Origin of the sequence: Paraburkholderia kururiensis JCM 10599 = LMG 19447, from assembly GCF_003986935.1 — a bacterium.
GTDB classification, from domain to species: domain Bacteria; phylum Pseudomonadota; class Gammaproteobacteria; order Burkholderiales; family Burkholderiaceae; genus Paraburkholderia; species Paraburkholderia kururiensis.
Genome location: NZ_RJZE01000007.1, coordinates 120,086 through 136,791, shown reverse-complemented (window position 1 = coordinate 136,791; position 16,706 = coordinate 120,086). Strand labels below are relative to the sequence as shown.

7 protein-coding genes are annotated in these 16,706 nt (G+C 61.5%); 5 read left to right on the top strand and 2 right to left on the bottom strand.

Annotated elements, in window-relative coordinates:
• Positions 1-171 precede the first annotated feature (171 nt).
• Positions 172-774 (bottom strand): hypothetical protein, encoded by a 603-nt coding sequence (locus tag PKKP23_RS10370; protein WP_126876808.1) that lies wholly within the window; start codon positions 772-774, stop codon positions 172-174.
• 17 nt (positions 775-791) lie between these two features.
• Positions 792-9,209: a two-partner secretion domain-containing protein gene (locus PKKP23_RS10365; protein ID WP_126876894.1), complete on the bottom strand. Its 8,418-nt coding sequence runs from the start codon at positions 9,207-9,209 to the stop codon at positions 792-794.
• A 474-nt stretch (positions 9,210-9,683) separates the two neighbouring features.
• Between PKKP23_RS10365 and PKKP23_RS10360 the strand changes: the two genes are divergently transcribed.
• The 5 genes from PKKP23_RS10360 (at position 9,684) to PKKP23_RS10340 (ending at position 16,645) form a co-directional block, all read left to right on the top strand.
• Positions 9,684-9,899, top strand: coding sequence for a hypothetical protein (locus PKKP23_RS10360; protein WP_126876807.1), 216 nt, complete (start codon positions 9,684-9,686; stop codon positions 9,897-9,899).
• Between the two features lie 759 nt (positions 9,900-10,658).
• Complete coding sequence (locus PKKP23_RS10355; protein ID WP_126876806.1) at positions 10,659-11,171, top strand: hypothetical protein; 513 nt, start codon at positions 10,659-10,661, stop codon at positions 11,169-11,171.
• A 215-nt stretch (positions 11,172-11,386) separates the two neighbouring features.
• Complete coding sequence (locus tag PKKP23_RS10350) at positions 11,387-12,757, top strand: UDP-glucose dehydrogenase family protein (RefSeq protein ID WP_126876805.1); 1,371 nt, start codon at positions 11,387-11,389, stop codon at positions 12,755-12,757.
• A 447-nt stretch (positions 12,758-13,204) separates the two neighbouring features.
• Complete coding sequence (locus PKKP23_RS10345) at positions 13,205-15,214, top strand: hypothetical protein (protein WP_126876804.1); 2,010 nt, start codon at positions 13,205-13,207, stop codon at positions 15,212-15,214.
• A gap of 39 nt (positions 15,215-15,253) precedes the next feature.
• Complete coding sequence (locus tag PKKP23_RS10340) at positions 15,254-16,645, top strand: O-antigen ligase family protein (RefSeq protein WP_126876803.1); 1,392 nt, start codon at positions 15,254-15,256, stop codon at positions 16,643-16,645.
• Positions 16,646-16,706: the final 61 nt, after the last annotated feature.

Below are 16,706 nucleotides of genomic sequence, written 5' to 3'. Positions count from 1 at the left end.
GGTTCGCCTGTCATCATTTCATCGGCACAACGATTAATTGAATACCGATACCTTCCCACATTAAATCGTTTTACTATCCTGACCCGCCCATTTCGCGCCGCACACCTTTTGTTCTTTTCATCAGGCAGCAGGACGCACTAAGACCTTTTGATGGAAATTTACAGTGGATTATCATTGATCGTTGCGCTGCTGGTCGTTTCCATAGTTGTCGAGCAATCCTTTTCGCCACTTGGGCACCAAGTGATCAAATGGAAACAGCGGTGCGCCCCCCCCATCGACCAATTCTTCAATGGGTTTTGCCCAAAGACGGTCTAGCGCATCACGAAATCGCTTGTAATCCGCATCGTTGCGTAATGCGATTACCGCAACATCGTTGCTCTTCTCGCAATAAATGCACCATGCGCCAACGTCAGAAGCACAGGCATATCGGTCTACTCTGTAAAGCCACCCACTCTGCGGACCGCCTGAACGTAGCGCCGCACTATATTCTTCGTTGGTTGTAGCTTGATCTATGTAGATCGCTGCAGTGCTCTCGAATGCAAAGACAGGCGTCAAATCAAGATTGACCAGGCACGAAACTGACGCGCCCTCCAGGCGCATGAGCTCGTCGACTGCCCCGATAAAATGGTTACCAAAGATACGATCCGATTCAAAAAAAAGAAATCGGCACCACACTCCAGCGAAGACAAGCTCCGGCAATAGAGTATCGCAGCTAATCGATCTTTTTGTGTTTCCAAATGCAGCCAATCGTGCGCCCATATCCATCGTCACCATTTCAATAAATCCGCCGGCTACTGCGGCTTAAAGGAAATCTTTGCCGACACGCCTCCAGGCCCAAAATATTGCGCTCCGGCTTTGCCGGTCGTCGTGCGTGTGTAGACCGTATATGTCGAAGCGCCATTGTTGAGGACGGTGAAAGGGCCGTTCTTGTTGACGCCTTGACTCATAACGCTATACCCGTTCGAAATCAGATTCGCTTGGAATTGATCTGCAGTCACGTTCGTCTCTACGTTCAGGTATTCGCTTCCTCGCTTTGTGATGGACGTATCGTACGTCGATATCGGACCGTCTGCGATAATTGCAGCGTCTCCGCTACCAGGAGATGCGTACGACTGCGTTCGCGGAGCCTTGGCGGGCTGCCAGCCCGCCAGTCCGGCCGCAATGCCATCCAGCGCAACGCCGAGCTGGGAGCCGTAGTAGGCGTTCGTCGGCGATCCAGTCGCGTACATCGCCCCGCCAATAATCGCCGCGAACGGACTGCCCAACATGTTGTTCAGGGTTGCAGCCGCCATGGGTGAGGGCTGCGCACCACTGGCAGTAATCGCCGGCCCATTGGGATCGAAGGCATAGGCCGTCCCGTTAAGGAACTGGACGTTATTTCCCCCTGCGAGCGCAGCGATCACCTGTGTCTGACAAGCAGCGCTACCAAACCCTCCGGCGCACGCGCTGGCAAGGTCGGCATCCCGTTGCTGCGATAGTGCGTCCAAGCTAGCCACTGTTGATCGGTCTCCAGCAGCAACGGCATTGTTGTACCGCTCCTGCTCGGAGTAGAACATCGGGTTGGTTCGGACGTGATTCAGCCAGTTGTTCAGCGTCTCGTTCTGCGCGGCCGTCATCGATCCCTGAACATTAAAGCCAAACGCACCCGCGATGCTGCCACTTACCATCGTTTCGATCGCCGTCAATGCGGCCGCCGGGATATCCCCCTTTGCATCGATGATCGGGTTCAGCCCGGCCGACACGGCTCCGCCAATGGCACCGCCCGCGCAGCCGGTGCCCTCTGCCGCGCTGGCCGCGCAGCCCAATGCGGCGTGGGCGAGCCAATAGCCAGGCGTGCCGACAGCAATCGGGGAACCCTGTACGTTGGCGGCATTACCTATACCGTAGGCCGCTGCGGCCGCAAGGTCACTCACCGCGGAGTTGCGCAGGTTCGTAAGGAAGCTGCCGCCCTGGATGGCGGTCTGCACTCCCGCCTGGATCGTGGCTTCCGCTCCCATCGCCACAGCCACCTGACCGATGGTCGATGCCGTCGTGGCGCCTGCCTGAGGGACAAGCACGCCGCCGACGTTCTTCACTCCAGCCAGCGCCGACAGGCTGTTGTCGCTGATCTTCGCACCAAGCCCTGACCAGCCAAAGCCATTGTCGGCGGAATACGTGATGCCGTTCGTCAGCCCCGCTGTGACGGCTCCCACCGCTCCGCCTTCCAGCGCCGTCGTAAAGCTGAACTGACCGGTACTGGCCTGCGACACGGCGCTGCCCACGAATCCCGCGGCGCCAGCAGAGACCATCGAGCCGCCCACCGTGCCCGCCATGGCGGGACCCATCATGGCACCCGCCAATCCCGCCGTGATGAACGACGCCACGACAACCGTGACAGCCATGCCTATCATCTCGAACGCACCCGGGCTGTCCGCGAGCGACGTGAAGCTTGTGTGGAGGTCGTTGCTTGCAGTGCCCTGCACGAAGCTGCTGCCAAGCTCCGCCTTGAGCGCTGCAAGCTGCTGGGTAGTGCCTGCCGTATCGATCGAACCATCGGACGACAGCTTCTGGAGTGCACCGCCGATCTGTTCCAGCCTGTCGACGTTCAGATCGTAATTGCCGGCGGACATAAAGCCGCCCTGCTGGGTGACGGTTCCCGTGGTCGTGAGAAGCCCGTAAGGGCCGACCATCGTGTACTGCGTACCGATGTCCGTGGAGCGTTGCTGGTTTGTCAGCGTTCCGGCATTGACGCTCAGTGAATCCGTCGCCGTGATAGTGCCGGTGTTGGTGATCGTGCCGCCGTTGCTGGCTGTGAGCGTCACGTTCTGGCCGGTAATCGTGCCGTCGTGCTCGACGACGGCATAGTTTTGCGGCAGGTAGACCTGCGGCATCAGCGCGTTCACGGTCGGGCAGCTGACGGTGCCCGTTGCCGTGCATCCCGGCTCAGGCACTGTCTCCTCGACGTACCAGAGCATGGGCGCGTCCAGCGACGCGATCTGCTGCTGTGAGAGCGCCGTACCGAGAGCAACGTTGTGCGATTCGGCGTACTGGATCGCGTTGGCGTACAGGACCGACTTTTCCTGATCGGTGACCGACTTCTGGTTCTGGCTGTCGTACGTGAGCCCGCTGATGAAGCTGGCCTGCCCCGTCTGGTTGAGTGCAGCCTGCTGGAGGACCTGGTCCTCGGTGAACGGATCGTAGTAGAAGATGCTCGACGATGGCTGCAGGTTAGCCGGCAGATTCGCGATTAATTGCGCCGGCCCCATGCTGGCGATTACCTGCGAAGCAGGATTGTTGACCAGGTACGTAGGGGAAACAGCGACCTGGCCATTCACCGTCTGCACACTGCTCATCGACGGCACGCCCGCACGGGAGACAGCGGGCGAACCGGGCACGCCAACGGACTGACCGGCGATCGCCGTGCCCGCGCTCAGGCCCACAGTACTGCGTATGGAGGACGGCTGGAAAACCGCACCGTTGACGCCATTAGCACCATTCAGTGCCGCGCTGGCAAGCACCGGCACGCCGGGCGGACCGAGCGGAATGACCTGCTGCGATGCAGTCGGCTGCGGCGTGTAGGCACCGGGCGAGGTCAGGCCGTTGACCAGTGACGCACCGGTAAGCGAAACCTGCTGCCCCATCACGTTGCCGGAGTTCTGCAGGGCGCCGCCAGCCGTCACCGTGAGCGACGACGCCTGGATCGTGCCGGGCAGGCTCTGGTACGGTGTGGGCGGCTGGACCCCGTCGCCCGAGCGATACGCGCTGCCGAACAGGGTTGAGCAGTTGCCAGACGTGCCGCAGCCGAAGTTGTCTGGCGGCATTGAGCCACCGACCACGCCACCGTAGAAGGCATCGTGCCAGTACGCGTTCAGCGTCTGGTCCTGGTTCGTGATGCTCGAGGAGGCCGTGACCGTGGCCTGGCTGCCCGCCGTGATCAGGCTGCCGGTATTCGTCACGGTACCCGCGCTGATCGACAGGTTACGGTTTGCCGTGATCGTGGAGGCATCGCCCGACTGCACATCGACGAATGCATCACAGACGTCATATGACGCACCACTACAGCCATAGCGAGCCGTGGTCCCGTAGTTCTGGTAGATCTGGGCTGGCGCAGAGAGCGTATTGACAAGCGAGGCAACGGCAAGCGCCATGTCGCGCCCCGCCTGGATATTCCCCGAGCTGTTCGTCAGGCTGCCAGCCTGCGTAAGCGTGGTCTGCGGGCTGGCCGGATTGGTGTTGTCGCGCGAAGTGCCCGAACCGCCGATCACAACGTCGCGCCCCGCCAGCAGATTACCGTACGTGTTGCTGACCGTCGGGGCGGTGATGATCAGGTCGCGCCCGGCAAAGACGGTGTTGTTCGTCTGCGTGTAGCTGTAGCTCTGCGTGCTGGTCTGGTCTCCATAAATCGCAGAGCCATCGTTGCCCGGCACCCAGCCTCTGTAGTTGCTGCCAAAGACGTACTGCCGCTGAAAGCCGACGGTATACGGATTGGTGAACACCTGACCCGGGCGCTGGAAGGTCCACGGCAAGCTGGTAAAACCGTCCAGGTTAGCTCCAAACATGCCGCACTGATCCTGAGAAACGCCTGCGGCACATCCCGCAGTCGATGTCAGGTTACTGGTGTGATAACCCTGATTCGTAAAACTGCTGGCGCTGATAACCAGATCCTGGGCCGCGTACAGATTGCCCGCGTTCGTAAGCCCGCCGCCCGTGCCCGTGAGCGAGAGATTGTTGCCGGCGACAATCTGCCCGGCGTTCTGGCTTGTCCACGTCGTCAGGGTCGATGTCTGCCCAGCTGGCGGAGGAGTATTTGTGAATATGTTCAGCGTTTCAGTGAAAGCGTCGAATTGCGCCCCAAGGGAGTAGCCCGGCCCAGTCGGACCGTCCAGCGCCTGCAGAGTCCCTGCCTGATATGCCGCCTTCAGCTGCGTGAGAAACGCCGCATACGATGCCGCGTCGATACTGTCCGTAATGGTCGTCACGCCTGGGTCGCCGCCGTTGTCCAGCGATGCGACCTTCAGCGTGACATTGTTGCCGGCTGAAATCGTACTTCCATGGTTGTTCAGGTTGCCGGTCGCAATCGAAAGATCATGGCCCGCCGCAATCACACCAGCAGCCCCAGATGGCTGCGTAGTGGTGATGGTCCGCGTAACAGTGGGCAACGCGATACCGTAAAGCGTCCCGGCGCTCAGATCGGGGGCCGTTGTCGTGGTAGTCCCCGCCGGCTGCAGATCCCCGACCCGCCCCGTAATTACCGCACTGTTGTCGACTGAAGAACCGTCCTGCCCCGTCCTGAAGTCATCCAGCGTGAGGGACCCAAGCGGAGCACTAAGCAGTACCGCGCCAAGGCCAGCTGCATTAATTGTCGTCCCAATGGAGTACGTGGTCGTGCTGTTCGCGCCCGCACGACTGTTCAGGACGTTCGCGGCATTGATGGTGACGTCGTTCTGTGCCGTGATCGTGCCACCAATATTGGCCAGATCGCCAGACAGGTTCGCGCTGAAGTTGCGGCCCGCAGCGGTCACCGCACCACTGTTGTCGTAGCTGCTGCCGTTGACGTTCACATCCCGTACTGCACTGACCGTTCCGGCATTCGTGGTCACACCGGTGAGGTTCACGTCGTTGTCGGCATGTATCGTTCCGCCCGCCTGATTCACAACGGTGCCGGACAGGTTGACGTTGTTGCCTGCGGTGATCGTGCCGCTGTTGGACAGCGTGCCGGACGTCGACAGCGTGATGTCACCGGACTTGCTGATCGTGCCCGTGTTCGTGAACCCCTGCGCAGCGTTGATCGACACATTGTTGCCCGGCATCGCCCAGGTGCCAGAGTTGTTCAACTGCTGGGCGTTGATGGTGAGCACATTGCCGAGGTTGAGCGTGCCACTCGCAGCTGCGGACGGATCGAATGCCTGGTTGGGCAGGTTGAGCGTCAGGTTGTGCTGCGCGAGAATCTGGCCATTCGTGTTGTTGAATGTGCCGTTGCCCCCATTCACGGTTACGGTTACATCGCCCGCGGCGGCGCCAGGATTGTTCACGTCCCCCGTGTAGATCAACCCGCTATTGTTGTTGAGCGCGCCCGTTACGAGATTGAGCGCACTCGTCGCCAGCAGTCCGCCCGTGTTCGTGGTGCCACCGCTGACATTGATCGCGCTAGTGGGGCCGTAGATCGTGCCGGTGTTAGTGAGGTTTGCAGCGTTGACAGTCGTTGTGGCAAGCGACGACAGCGAACCCTGGTTACTGACGTTCGAGCCGGAGACGGTCAGATTACCCTTCGCCATCTGCGAGCCAACGTTCGTCACCGTGCCGCCGGCGAGCGTCGCGTTGCCCATGTACGCCGCGGTACCGCCCGTCGTCAGGCCTGTGGTGCCGGTCGCGCTGTACGTGCCGCCGATGACCGCGTTGGCCGTGGTGACGTTCGCACCCTTCAGCGTCGCGTCGCCGTTCACACTAAGTGCCGGCGCGCTCGAGCTGTACGTGGCGTTCAGCTGCCCCGCTGACGTGTTGAGGTCCTGTGTAGCGGTCGCGTTCAGGTTGCCGCCCACCGCCACACCCTGCGTGGTGATGTTCGCGGCCGTGAGCGTGGCATCCTTCGAGACGGTGGTCTGGCCGTTCAGGTTCAGGGTGCCGCTGGTGTTGAGCGTGGCATTGCCCGCTGTCGACACCGCGCCGGCGGCGGTCAGGTCACCGCCCTTCGCGTTCATGGCGAGATCGCCCAGACTCTGAACGCTGCCCTGCGCGCTGATGCCGGTGCCCGCCGTGACGTTCATCGCTCCGCCGGACAGCGCGTTGCCTCCGAGGGTCGCGCCGCCGTTCGTGGCCGTCAGCGTTTCGTTGCCGACCGCGGTGGTCGCGCCCACCGACAGGTCCGTGCCCGCCGTCGCCGCGAGGTTGTTGCCGGTCTGGATCGCGCCCGTGATGCCGATGTTGCGGCCCGCCGAGAGCATCGTGTCGTTCGCGACGCCGACCGCGCCGCTGCCCGTAATGTCGCGGCCTGCGGTGACGGTCGCATTGCTGGTGCCGTCGGCTTCGAGCCCGCCGTTCAGCGTCACGTCGCGCGTGGCCGTGATGGACGTGCTGCCGCCGCTGTGCGCGTTACCCGAAACCGTGACGTCCTGCCCGGCGCTGATGGTGGCCGTGCCCGGTGTCGTGAGTGTCCCAGCGACTGTCACGCTGCCCGCGCTGGAGCCGATCTGCGCATTGCCCTGGCTGGAGACGTCCCCACCGAGATTCACGCCCTGCTGGCCGTTTGCGGTGAAGTTGCCGAGCGTCGTCACGCTACCGGTCGTGGAGAGCGTGCCGCCGTTCGCGGCGAGGCTCATGTCGCCCACCGACGCGGCCGATCCACTGATGGCCGTACTGCCACCGGATGTCACCGTCAGCGTGCTGCCGCTGGTCGCGTTGCCGCCGAGCGTGCTGTTCCCACCCGCGGTCACCGAGATCGCTCCCGGCGCCGTCATCGTTCCGCCAAACGAAGCGTTGCGACCGGCGTTTGCCGTCACCGTGGTGCCGGCCTGCACCGAACCCGTGAGCCCGATGTCCTGCCCCGCCGTGATCGAAACCGCATCGTTCGACGAGGCGACGTTGCCGCTACCCGTGACCGAGCCTGACTGCGAGCTGATCGTTACCGGTCCCTGTGCCTGGGCCGTGCCGCCCAGCGTCGTGCCCTGTGCCGAGGAGACGGTGAGTGCACCGTTGCCTGTCGCGCTACCGGAAACGTTTGCGGTGCCGGCCTGCGCAATGATCGCCGTGTCGCCTACGCCCGACACCGCGCCATTGATGGCCGCGTTGCGCGCGGCAGTGAGATCCACCGTGCTGCCACCATTGACCGCACCGTTCACAGTGAGGTCGCGGCCCGCGTTCGCTGCGATCGTGCCGGGTGCCGTGAGTCCCGAACTGACCGTGATGTCGCCGGTGGTGGTTTTGAGCGAAAGGTTCTGGCCGGAGACCGAACCCACCGTCATCGAGTTGCCGGCCGTGAGTGTGCTGTTGCCGTTGGCCGCAACCGATGCGGCATTGAGATTACCGCCCGCAGAGAGCGTGGCGTCCTGTCCGGCCGATGCGCTACCCGTTACGTTGATGTCGCCCGTCGCCGAAACGGTGTAGTTCTGGTTCGCGACGCCGGTGCCAGAGACCGTGCTGTTGCCCTGGCTCGCGAGGCTGACGTTCCCGGTCGCGGATGTGCCGCCCACCACAATGTCGCCGTTCGAGGTGACCGTCACGTTGCCGGCAGTCGCAGCAAGCGACCCCTGCATGTTGACGCCCATGCCGGCTGCGGTGGACACGATATACACCTGTCCGGAGGTTACCGAACCGTACCGGCTCGCATCGATGGCGACGGCGCCGCTGCTGGTGGCGGTGTTGGCGCTGCCGTTCGATGAGGTGGCCCAAGTGGTGCCGGTCGTACCCGAGGAGGTGGGTGTGACAAGCTGGTCGCCCGTCACGATGTTGACGCGGTTGTTCGCGTTCAAGGGCGCGGACAGTGAAACCGTTTCGCCGATCAGATCAATGTTGCCAACAGTGCCCTCGATGCCCGCACCGGGCGTACCATCGTTGCCCGGTGGCCCGTTGATGGAAATGTTGCCGCCGTTCACGCTCCATGCGAGCGCGCCGGCGTGGGCGAAGTCGGTCGGCGTGCCGCCTGCCGCCGTGATGAACTGCGGCGTGCCGGTGGTGAGCGTGAGGTTCGAGATGTTGGTGAGCGCCGTGCCGCCTGGTACGCTAACACCGTTGGGGTTCGCGATGATAAGGGATGCAGAATTCCCGAAAATCTCCAGTGGTCCGGCAATTACGGAAGCGTACTGGCTACCGGTTGAGGTGACCTGCGCGAGGATGATGGAGGCGGTGCGCCCACCCAGGTTCGGGTTCGCGCCGACCTGGCCGCCGATGAGCGACGTCCCCGGAACCAGGCTGTTGTTGAAAATCAAACCTTCACTGCCGACCGACAGGTTCTGGAACTGCGAGGCCGAAATGCCCTGCGAATTGGGTGCGGGAATGTTGATAACCGGGACGCCCGCCGAACTCTGCGTGATGGTGGGCTGGAAGGCGATGGGGGCGCGCGGGTCGACGATGGGCGCGGCATGCGCCGTTGCGTCGGCCGAGAACACTGCAGGAGCGAAGTACGTCACCACGACCATGACGGCCGCCGTGACCCTGCGCCACAGTGCGGGCCGCGCCGTGTTTAGGTCTTCAGCGCACGCGAAGCGCGCACTGTCCCTTGCCGCCGTGCGCTGCATCGCGCGGCGGAGGATGTCTTTCCCCGTGGTTCGCATGGTTTCTGTAAGCTGCTTGTTTTTTCTTACCGGCTCTTACCGCACGGCAGCAAATTTACAGCCAAAACCGCCAAAACACTGTCGGGAAGGGTCACCGATGGTGTTTTTACAACGCCCCGCGAAGAATATGCTTGATAGGTAAAACAATAGCCTGCGACCTCCGAGCAGAAGCCTCCGCGCTATATGTCCGTAGCGTGGTATATCTCTGCCCCACGCTCAGTCGCGATTCCGGAATTCTTGCGCCACATATCACGCACCCGGGCGCGGCCATTTCCGGTAGCTCTGCCGTCTCGCCGTTGCCAACATCGAGCAGGCCGTTCCTGCCGACAAATCCCGTGATGAATGGGTTGGTGTGAATATGGCAGCGAAAACCTCCGGCATCGGCTTCGACGATTGGATGGCGTTGCGTTTGACGTGGGCTGTAACCTCCAGTTCTGCGTGGACATCAACAGACTGCTCGCCTCCACCGCCGATGGAGGCGCTGCTCGCGATTACACGGCTGCCGTCAACGAATTTGCCACGCTCTATGCGAACGATCGATTCGATTATCCCTGCCAACACACTTTAAAGAACATGGCGAAAATAGTCTTCAACGCTTTGCACGTGGTTAAGGAGCTCATCATCTTCACACCACTCACCCACCACATGGCTTAAACCCAAACCAGCCCCCGGCCGTGTTTCCCCTCGTGAAGGTCTACGCAACTTATCCGCTACTGCGGTGTCGCGCAAGTCGGTTAAATTCTTTATAAGAGTATCGTACGACCCTATTTGCCAGTCTGCACCACTGCTGGACATAAATTTCCTCCTTTTTTCGTTCATCATCGAAATCACACTCTCTAGCCGGCGCACAAACTCTTCTAGATTCGCGTCAGAGGTAATCATGGGATCTGCCCAGTTTCAACGATCCAGGAAAGATCAAAATCTTTAAATCGATATTGCAGGCCCTGACCGAGGAAACGGTCACCCGTTTTGCCCCCCTGTTCAGCGGCATACCTAACGTACGCCGTAATGTCGGCGCCTTTGGGTATAGTCAATCCGCTCTGGATGCTTCTTTGGAAGTACTTTTATGCCGTCTTCCGCAGGCTTTGTATTCTCGACTGCTTAGCCGCCCGCGACACATCAGCTGTTCCTTCAGCCATCTGACTGCCCTGGCGCCCACAGCCGCTGCGTCCGCGACCTCTCCTGTTTTGCCTGCGATATTCGCAATCTCGGTTGCTTCTCCGGCTTTTGCGGCAACATTCGCGACCTCACCAGTCTTGCCTGCAACGTTTGCCGCCTCTCCGACCTTGCTCGCTAAATTCGCCGCTTCACCCGCCTTTCCTGCTGCGTCCACTCCACCGACAAACAGGCCTCCTACGTCAATTGCACCGCGCCCCGGCGGCTCGCTGCAATGTCCGTGCACTGAGAGTCGCATTGAAGTTCGCAGCGTTCGTCGTCATCGTCGCCGGAATGTATGCCGCGTTTCTGTCAATAGGCGCCCAGAAAATCGACGCGGACTTCAGCGGCCGACTATCGTTTGCAGTCGAGGTGCTGCTGTCTGCGAAGGACCTGGTCCTCGGCGTGGGGCTTCTGCCGCCCGGAGGCAATCTGATTGCCGATAACGCCTCGCGCGGCGCGGGCATCGACGGGCTCTACACCAACCTGATCTATGGCGAAGGCTACGTGGGCCTCGCGATCTTCGTGATCGCGATGCTCGGCTTTCGTCGTGTGTCGGGTAAAGACGCGCGTTGCGGCGCCTTCTTCGGCGTCGCGCTCTGGAGCGGCCTTCTGTTCGGCGTGACGGAGTCGCATTTCTGGCTGCTGGCCAGCCCGTTGACGGCCCTCGTGGCCGTGCTGGCCGGCACGCTCGGCACACAGTTCGGCGGCTATAGCGTGGTGCGCCCTGCCCTTCCCGAACGCGGGACATTGCATCATGCCCTCCGGTAACTTCATTGCATCGAGGTGCGGTTCGGGTCGTCAGGCAAGCCGCGCCACCGATGTCCAAAACGGAGAATATCTGGTCATCTCACGCCAGCTTCGCCCCACGGCGTTGGAGCGAGTCAATCATGCAGTCCTGCCGTCGAGAAACCGTGTCGAGGTCTGTTCCCCGCACCTCGCGGCAAACATCGCTTGAACCCGCTTGAATCTTTTTACCCAGAGCCATGAAAGTCACGATCGTTGGAACAGGATACGTTGGACTCGTCACCGGGGCGTGCCTCGCGGAACTCGGCAATCAGGTGCTCTGCCTCGATGTCGATGCCTCGAAAATCGACCTCTTGAACAGCGGCGCCGTGCCCATCTACGAGCCGGGGCTCACCGACATCATCGCGCGCAACCGGGACGCAGGGCGTCTGCTCTTTTCGACCGACATCGCGCACGCCGTCGCGCACGGCGATATCCAGTTCATTGCCGTGGGCACGCCGCCGGACGAAGACGGCTCGGCCGATCTCCAGTACGTGCTGGCAGCCGCGCGCAACATCGGGCGGCACATGACGTCGTTCAAGGTCGTCATCGATAAATCGACCGTGCCGGTCGGCACCGCCGACAAGGTGCGCGACGCCATCGCGGAAGAACTCGCGCAGCGCGGCGAACACACGGAATTCGCCGTGATTTCCAATCCCGAATTCCTCAAGGAAGGCGCGGCGGTGGAAGACTTCATGCGGCCCGACCGCATCGTGATCGGCTACGAGCCGGACGTTCCGGGGCTGCGCGCGAAAAGCCTGGTGGACCAGTTGTACGCGCCGTTCAACCGCAATCACGAACGCACGCTGCACATGGACGTGCGCTCCGCCGAATTCACCAAGTACGCGGCGAACGCCATGCTCGCCACGCGCATCTCGTTCATCAACGAACTCGCCAATCTCGCGGACCGCGTGGGCGCCGACATCGAGCAGGTGCGGCGCGGCATCGGCTCCGACCCGCGTATCGGCTACAGCTTCCTCTACGCAGGCTGCGGCTACGGCGGCTCGTGCTTCCCCAAAGACGTGCAGGCGCTTGTGCGCACCGCAGCCGAGTACGACATGCAGCTCGACGTGCTCGCCTCGGTTGAGCGCGTAAACGAGCGGCAAAAGAGCATGCTTTTCGACAAGATCCACCAGCACTACGACGACAAACTCGCGGGGCGACGCTTCGCGATCTGGGGTCTCGCCTTCAAGCCGAACACCGACGACATGCGCGCGGCGACCAGCCGCGTGCTGATTGCCGACCTGGTTCGATCGGGCGCGATGGTCAACGTCTACGATCCCGTCGCGCTGGAGGAGGCGCGGCGCGTGCTGGCCGACGATCTGGGCCCGGACCTCTTCGAGCACGTCCATTTCTGCCGGGAGCGCGACACCGCGTTGCACCATGCCGATGCGCTCGTAATCCTCACCGAGTGGAAGGAATTCCGCAGCCCGGATTTCGAGCAGATGCGAAGCGCGCTCGCCGAGCCCGTGGTGTTCGACGGACGCAATCTCTACGAGCCGGCAGTCATGCGTGAAAACGGTTGGCGCTACTACACGATCGGACGGGACAAGGCCAGCGCCGCTGTTTAAGCGGCTCAGAGGTGGTGCCGTTGGCGGTGCGACGGTCGAACATCGCCGGGCGCGGCGCCAGATCGTCTCGCCGCAAAAACGCGCGCCACGTCGACTGCACGACGTTCAGCTTGCACCCAGCCACTTTGTCCGATTCGACAGCGACAGTGTCGGAATACGCCATTGCGGCTGTCATACGCTACGGGCACGATGGAACTCGCCAACATGCCTATGTCCAGGATGCATCGCTCGACGTTCGAATCCGCGCTTCCGGTGAATCGGCGCACCCGCGCCGCGCTCCGGCGCTTGATGCTCGTGTTGCTACTCCTTTCAAGTGGATGGAGCTTCGCAGCACAACCCTCATTTTTCCGCTTCGACATTCCGCAGATCGCAGCTGCCTCAATCGCCGACTTTGGTTCGCTCAACACCCCCCTGCAAACCGGCGATCGACTGAAAGCATGCGGCCCCGTGCTGTGTACAGTCAGCTCGCCCACGTCGGTACGGCTCTTTGGCGTCAATCTGCTGTTCGGCGCCGCGTTGCCCGATGCCGGGCAAGCCGCGCAACTCGCACGGCGTTTGCGGGCCCTGGGTGTCAACCTCGTTCGGTTGCATGGGCTCGACGCCCTCTCATCGGCGGGTGACGCCGGACCCACCGGCCTGCTCACGTCCGGCCCGTTTCCGACACTCGACGAGCAAGCGGTCGATCGACTGCGTAACTTCCTCGAGCAACTGCGGGAAAACGGCATTTACGCCGACCTCAATCTCCACGTCTCCTATCAGTTCCGGCCGGCGATCGATCACACGCAAGCGCTACCGAACGGCGGACCGTGGCCGAATCAGTCGAAGCCCCTGTTATTGATCGACGAAACGGCGATCGCACTCCAGGCTCGCTACGCGCAAATGCTTCTCGAACGTCTGCGCGGCGCGGACGAACCGGCGCTGGCACTGGTCGAGATCAACAACGAAAGCTCACTGGTCTATCACTGGATGGACGGCACGCTCGAACGTCTGGTGACCGGTCGGCTTCAGGCAACGCTGGTTGCCGAGTGGCGCCGATACTGCCAGGCGCACGGCGTCGCACGCTGCACCGAGGACAACGGCATCGTTCCGTTCAATACCGCCGACTCATCGAAGGCTGCGGCGTTCCTGCGGTTCCTCAGCGAAGAAGACAAGCAATACGTCGACACGGTCGCGGCCGCGGTGAAGCATGTCAATCCCGATCTGCTGGTGATCGGCTCGCAGATGAATTTCGGCAGTCTCGCCAATTTCCGCTCGTTCTCTGCGATGGACGTGCTCGACGATCACTTCTACGTGGACCAATATCAGTTCCCGCGCGGCATGTGGCGTTGGGACAACTGGCAGATCACCGACCGCTCGGACATCGCGACAGGTCTTGTGCCCCTGCTGGGCGCTGCCTTCTATCGGTCGTTCGACAAGCCTTTCCTGATTACCGAATTCAATCAGCCATGGCCGAACCGTCAGTCGTCGGAGATATTGCCGGAGACCGTCGCGTTTGCGAGTCTCCAGGACTGGAGCGGCCTGGTTTTCCACGATTACGCGCAGACGCGCGACACCTACACCACCGACTCCCCGCTTGAGTTCAGCCTTGTCGGGGACGCTACGAAGCTCGTCCAGTTCGGCCAGGCCGCGTGGATCTATCGCACCGGCGCCATTGCGCGACTGGATGCCGTCATGCCTTATGGCATTGACGACGCCCTGATCCTCGACGCCACGCGAGCGAGAACAACCGATGGACTCGCCGCACTACTCGAACAACACGGCGTCATCAACGCATCGAGCCCATTCTCGGCACGCGTGGGCTACGCCGCTGACGCGCCCGCCACCCAAACGACCGCCCCCACGACCGCTCCCGCAACCGAACCGCGCGCGCATTTCGATCTTCGTGCGCGGAACGTCGTCATTAACGCGCCCGGCGTCGAAGGCGTGAGCGGCTATCTGCAACCGGGCCGGCGCTACGACTACGGCACATTTCAGATCAAGCTCGATCCCGCCGCGCGCGGCTTCATCTCGCTCACGCTTTCGGCTCGCGACAATCGCGAGATTCGACAATCGCGATCGCTGCTTCTCACCGTACCCGGCTATACGGTGGGTTCGGCCATGTCGAGCCGAGGTCCCGTCCCGCTGGATCTCTCGGGCACGTCGGCGCCGCTCGACTATTCGCTCAAGCACGTATTCGAAGCGCCGTCGCCACGCTGGACCCTGTTCGCACCGGCCACCCACGAGATCGTCAGCCTTCGTGCGGTCAAACCGCCGGTGTGGATGGAGCGGGTGCCGTGCACGCTCTCGTTTTCTTCCAGTGCCGCATCGCTTCGCGTCTACCCACTGGACACAAACGGACATCGTCTTGCCGCGCTCGACCCGCGCTTCGTCAGAAAAACGCGTGACGGCTTTGCGATCGACCTGCAAGCCCCCGCGCAAACGCCCTCTCCATGGTTCGAGCTTTCCGCGTCGGACTGACGCGACACAGACCGTCCTTCAGGAACAACCTCTTTTCCGATGAACTATCTCATTTCTGTCTGGTGCCTGTCGCTCGCACTATTACGCCAGCGAAAAATGGCTCTACTCTTTCCCATTCTCTGTTTCATCACACCCAAAGGCTTCGGACTGGTCGACGTCTCCAGCCTGCCTTATCTTTCAGTGAACCGGGCAATCGTCTTGTTCATGATCGCGTGCTTCGCTCTGTATGTGATGGCGTGCAATTTCAAGATCAAGAATTCCCGCTTTCCACTTCGAACCGCATTCACGCTTTTGGGCCTTTCGTACTTTGGATCGTTGGCGGCCAATCCGGCAACCTGGTCTTCGGATGCCGTTACGACGTTCATGCTCTTCTCCGAGATATTTTTCCCGTGCTATCTGATCTGGCGGTTTTGCGACTCGCCGGCACAGGCGGAACGCACACTCAAACTGGTCTACATCGCCGGGCTCATCGTATCCCTTTACGGAGTCGTAGCGTTCCTCACGCACTTCAATCCATTCTTCGATTACATCAAGCTCACGACACCCACCGGTCGCGTGCAGGCAGCCGATTACAGCGGTTCCGTGCGTGGCGCCCGCGCTGTCGGCACGATGTCCAATGCCATCACGTTCGGCGCGTTTCAAGCCATCACTTTTCTGGTTGGCATCTTTCTGCTGCGAGCCAATCGATCCACCTCGCGACTACTCTGGTACGTGTGTGGCCAACTCATACTGCTCGTCGGAATCGTCGCGACGAGTTCGCGCACGCCGCTGGTCTTCGTGTTGTTCTCCATGTTGACCTTCATTACGTTTGCGCGCACCCGCGACAAGGTCGTCGTGGTTCAGGTCGGTGTAGTGATCTGCGCATTGGCCAGCGTGGTCGGGCTTCAATACATCGAGAAGGTGATGAACTTCGCGCTCTCGGTATTCAGTCAAACCGACACCGCCAGTCAGACGGGAAGCTCTCTCGAGATGCGCATCGGGCAGGCGCTCATCGCTTATCGATTTTTTTCCGATGCGCCATTTTTTGGTGGCGGCGTCTCCATGACGCGCTCCATTCTCAGCTCCGGCGCATACCCCGACTTCTACGGTGCGGAAAGCGCGATATTCCAGTGGGCAATCGACATGGGTACATTTGGGTTGATCGCGTTCTCCGCCCTGTTCGCGAAGATCTTCGCCACCGCGAGGCGCCTTGCGGACCGATCCGCCAGAGCCGTCGTCTACGGCATGACGGCGGGTTATATCGTCTTCGTGATCTCGACAGGCGTGCTTGAAACGATGCAGTTTTTCCTGATCGTCGTCGTGTTGATGTTCATCGCCGAAGGACCTGGAAATCGCGTTACCGCGAGGGAACTTCCGCGCTACCTGGCGCGCTCTCTCGTGAATACGAACACGGCCGCTGGGCCCGACCACGATTTCGGTCTGCCCAGGTGACGACGAGTCGATACCAGTGGTGAAGCTCGCCGTTCGATGCACTGCCTGAACGAACAACATC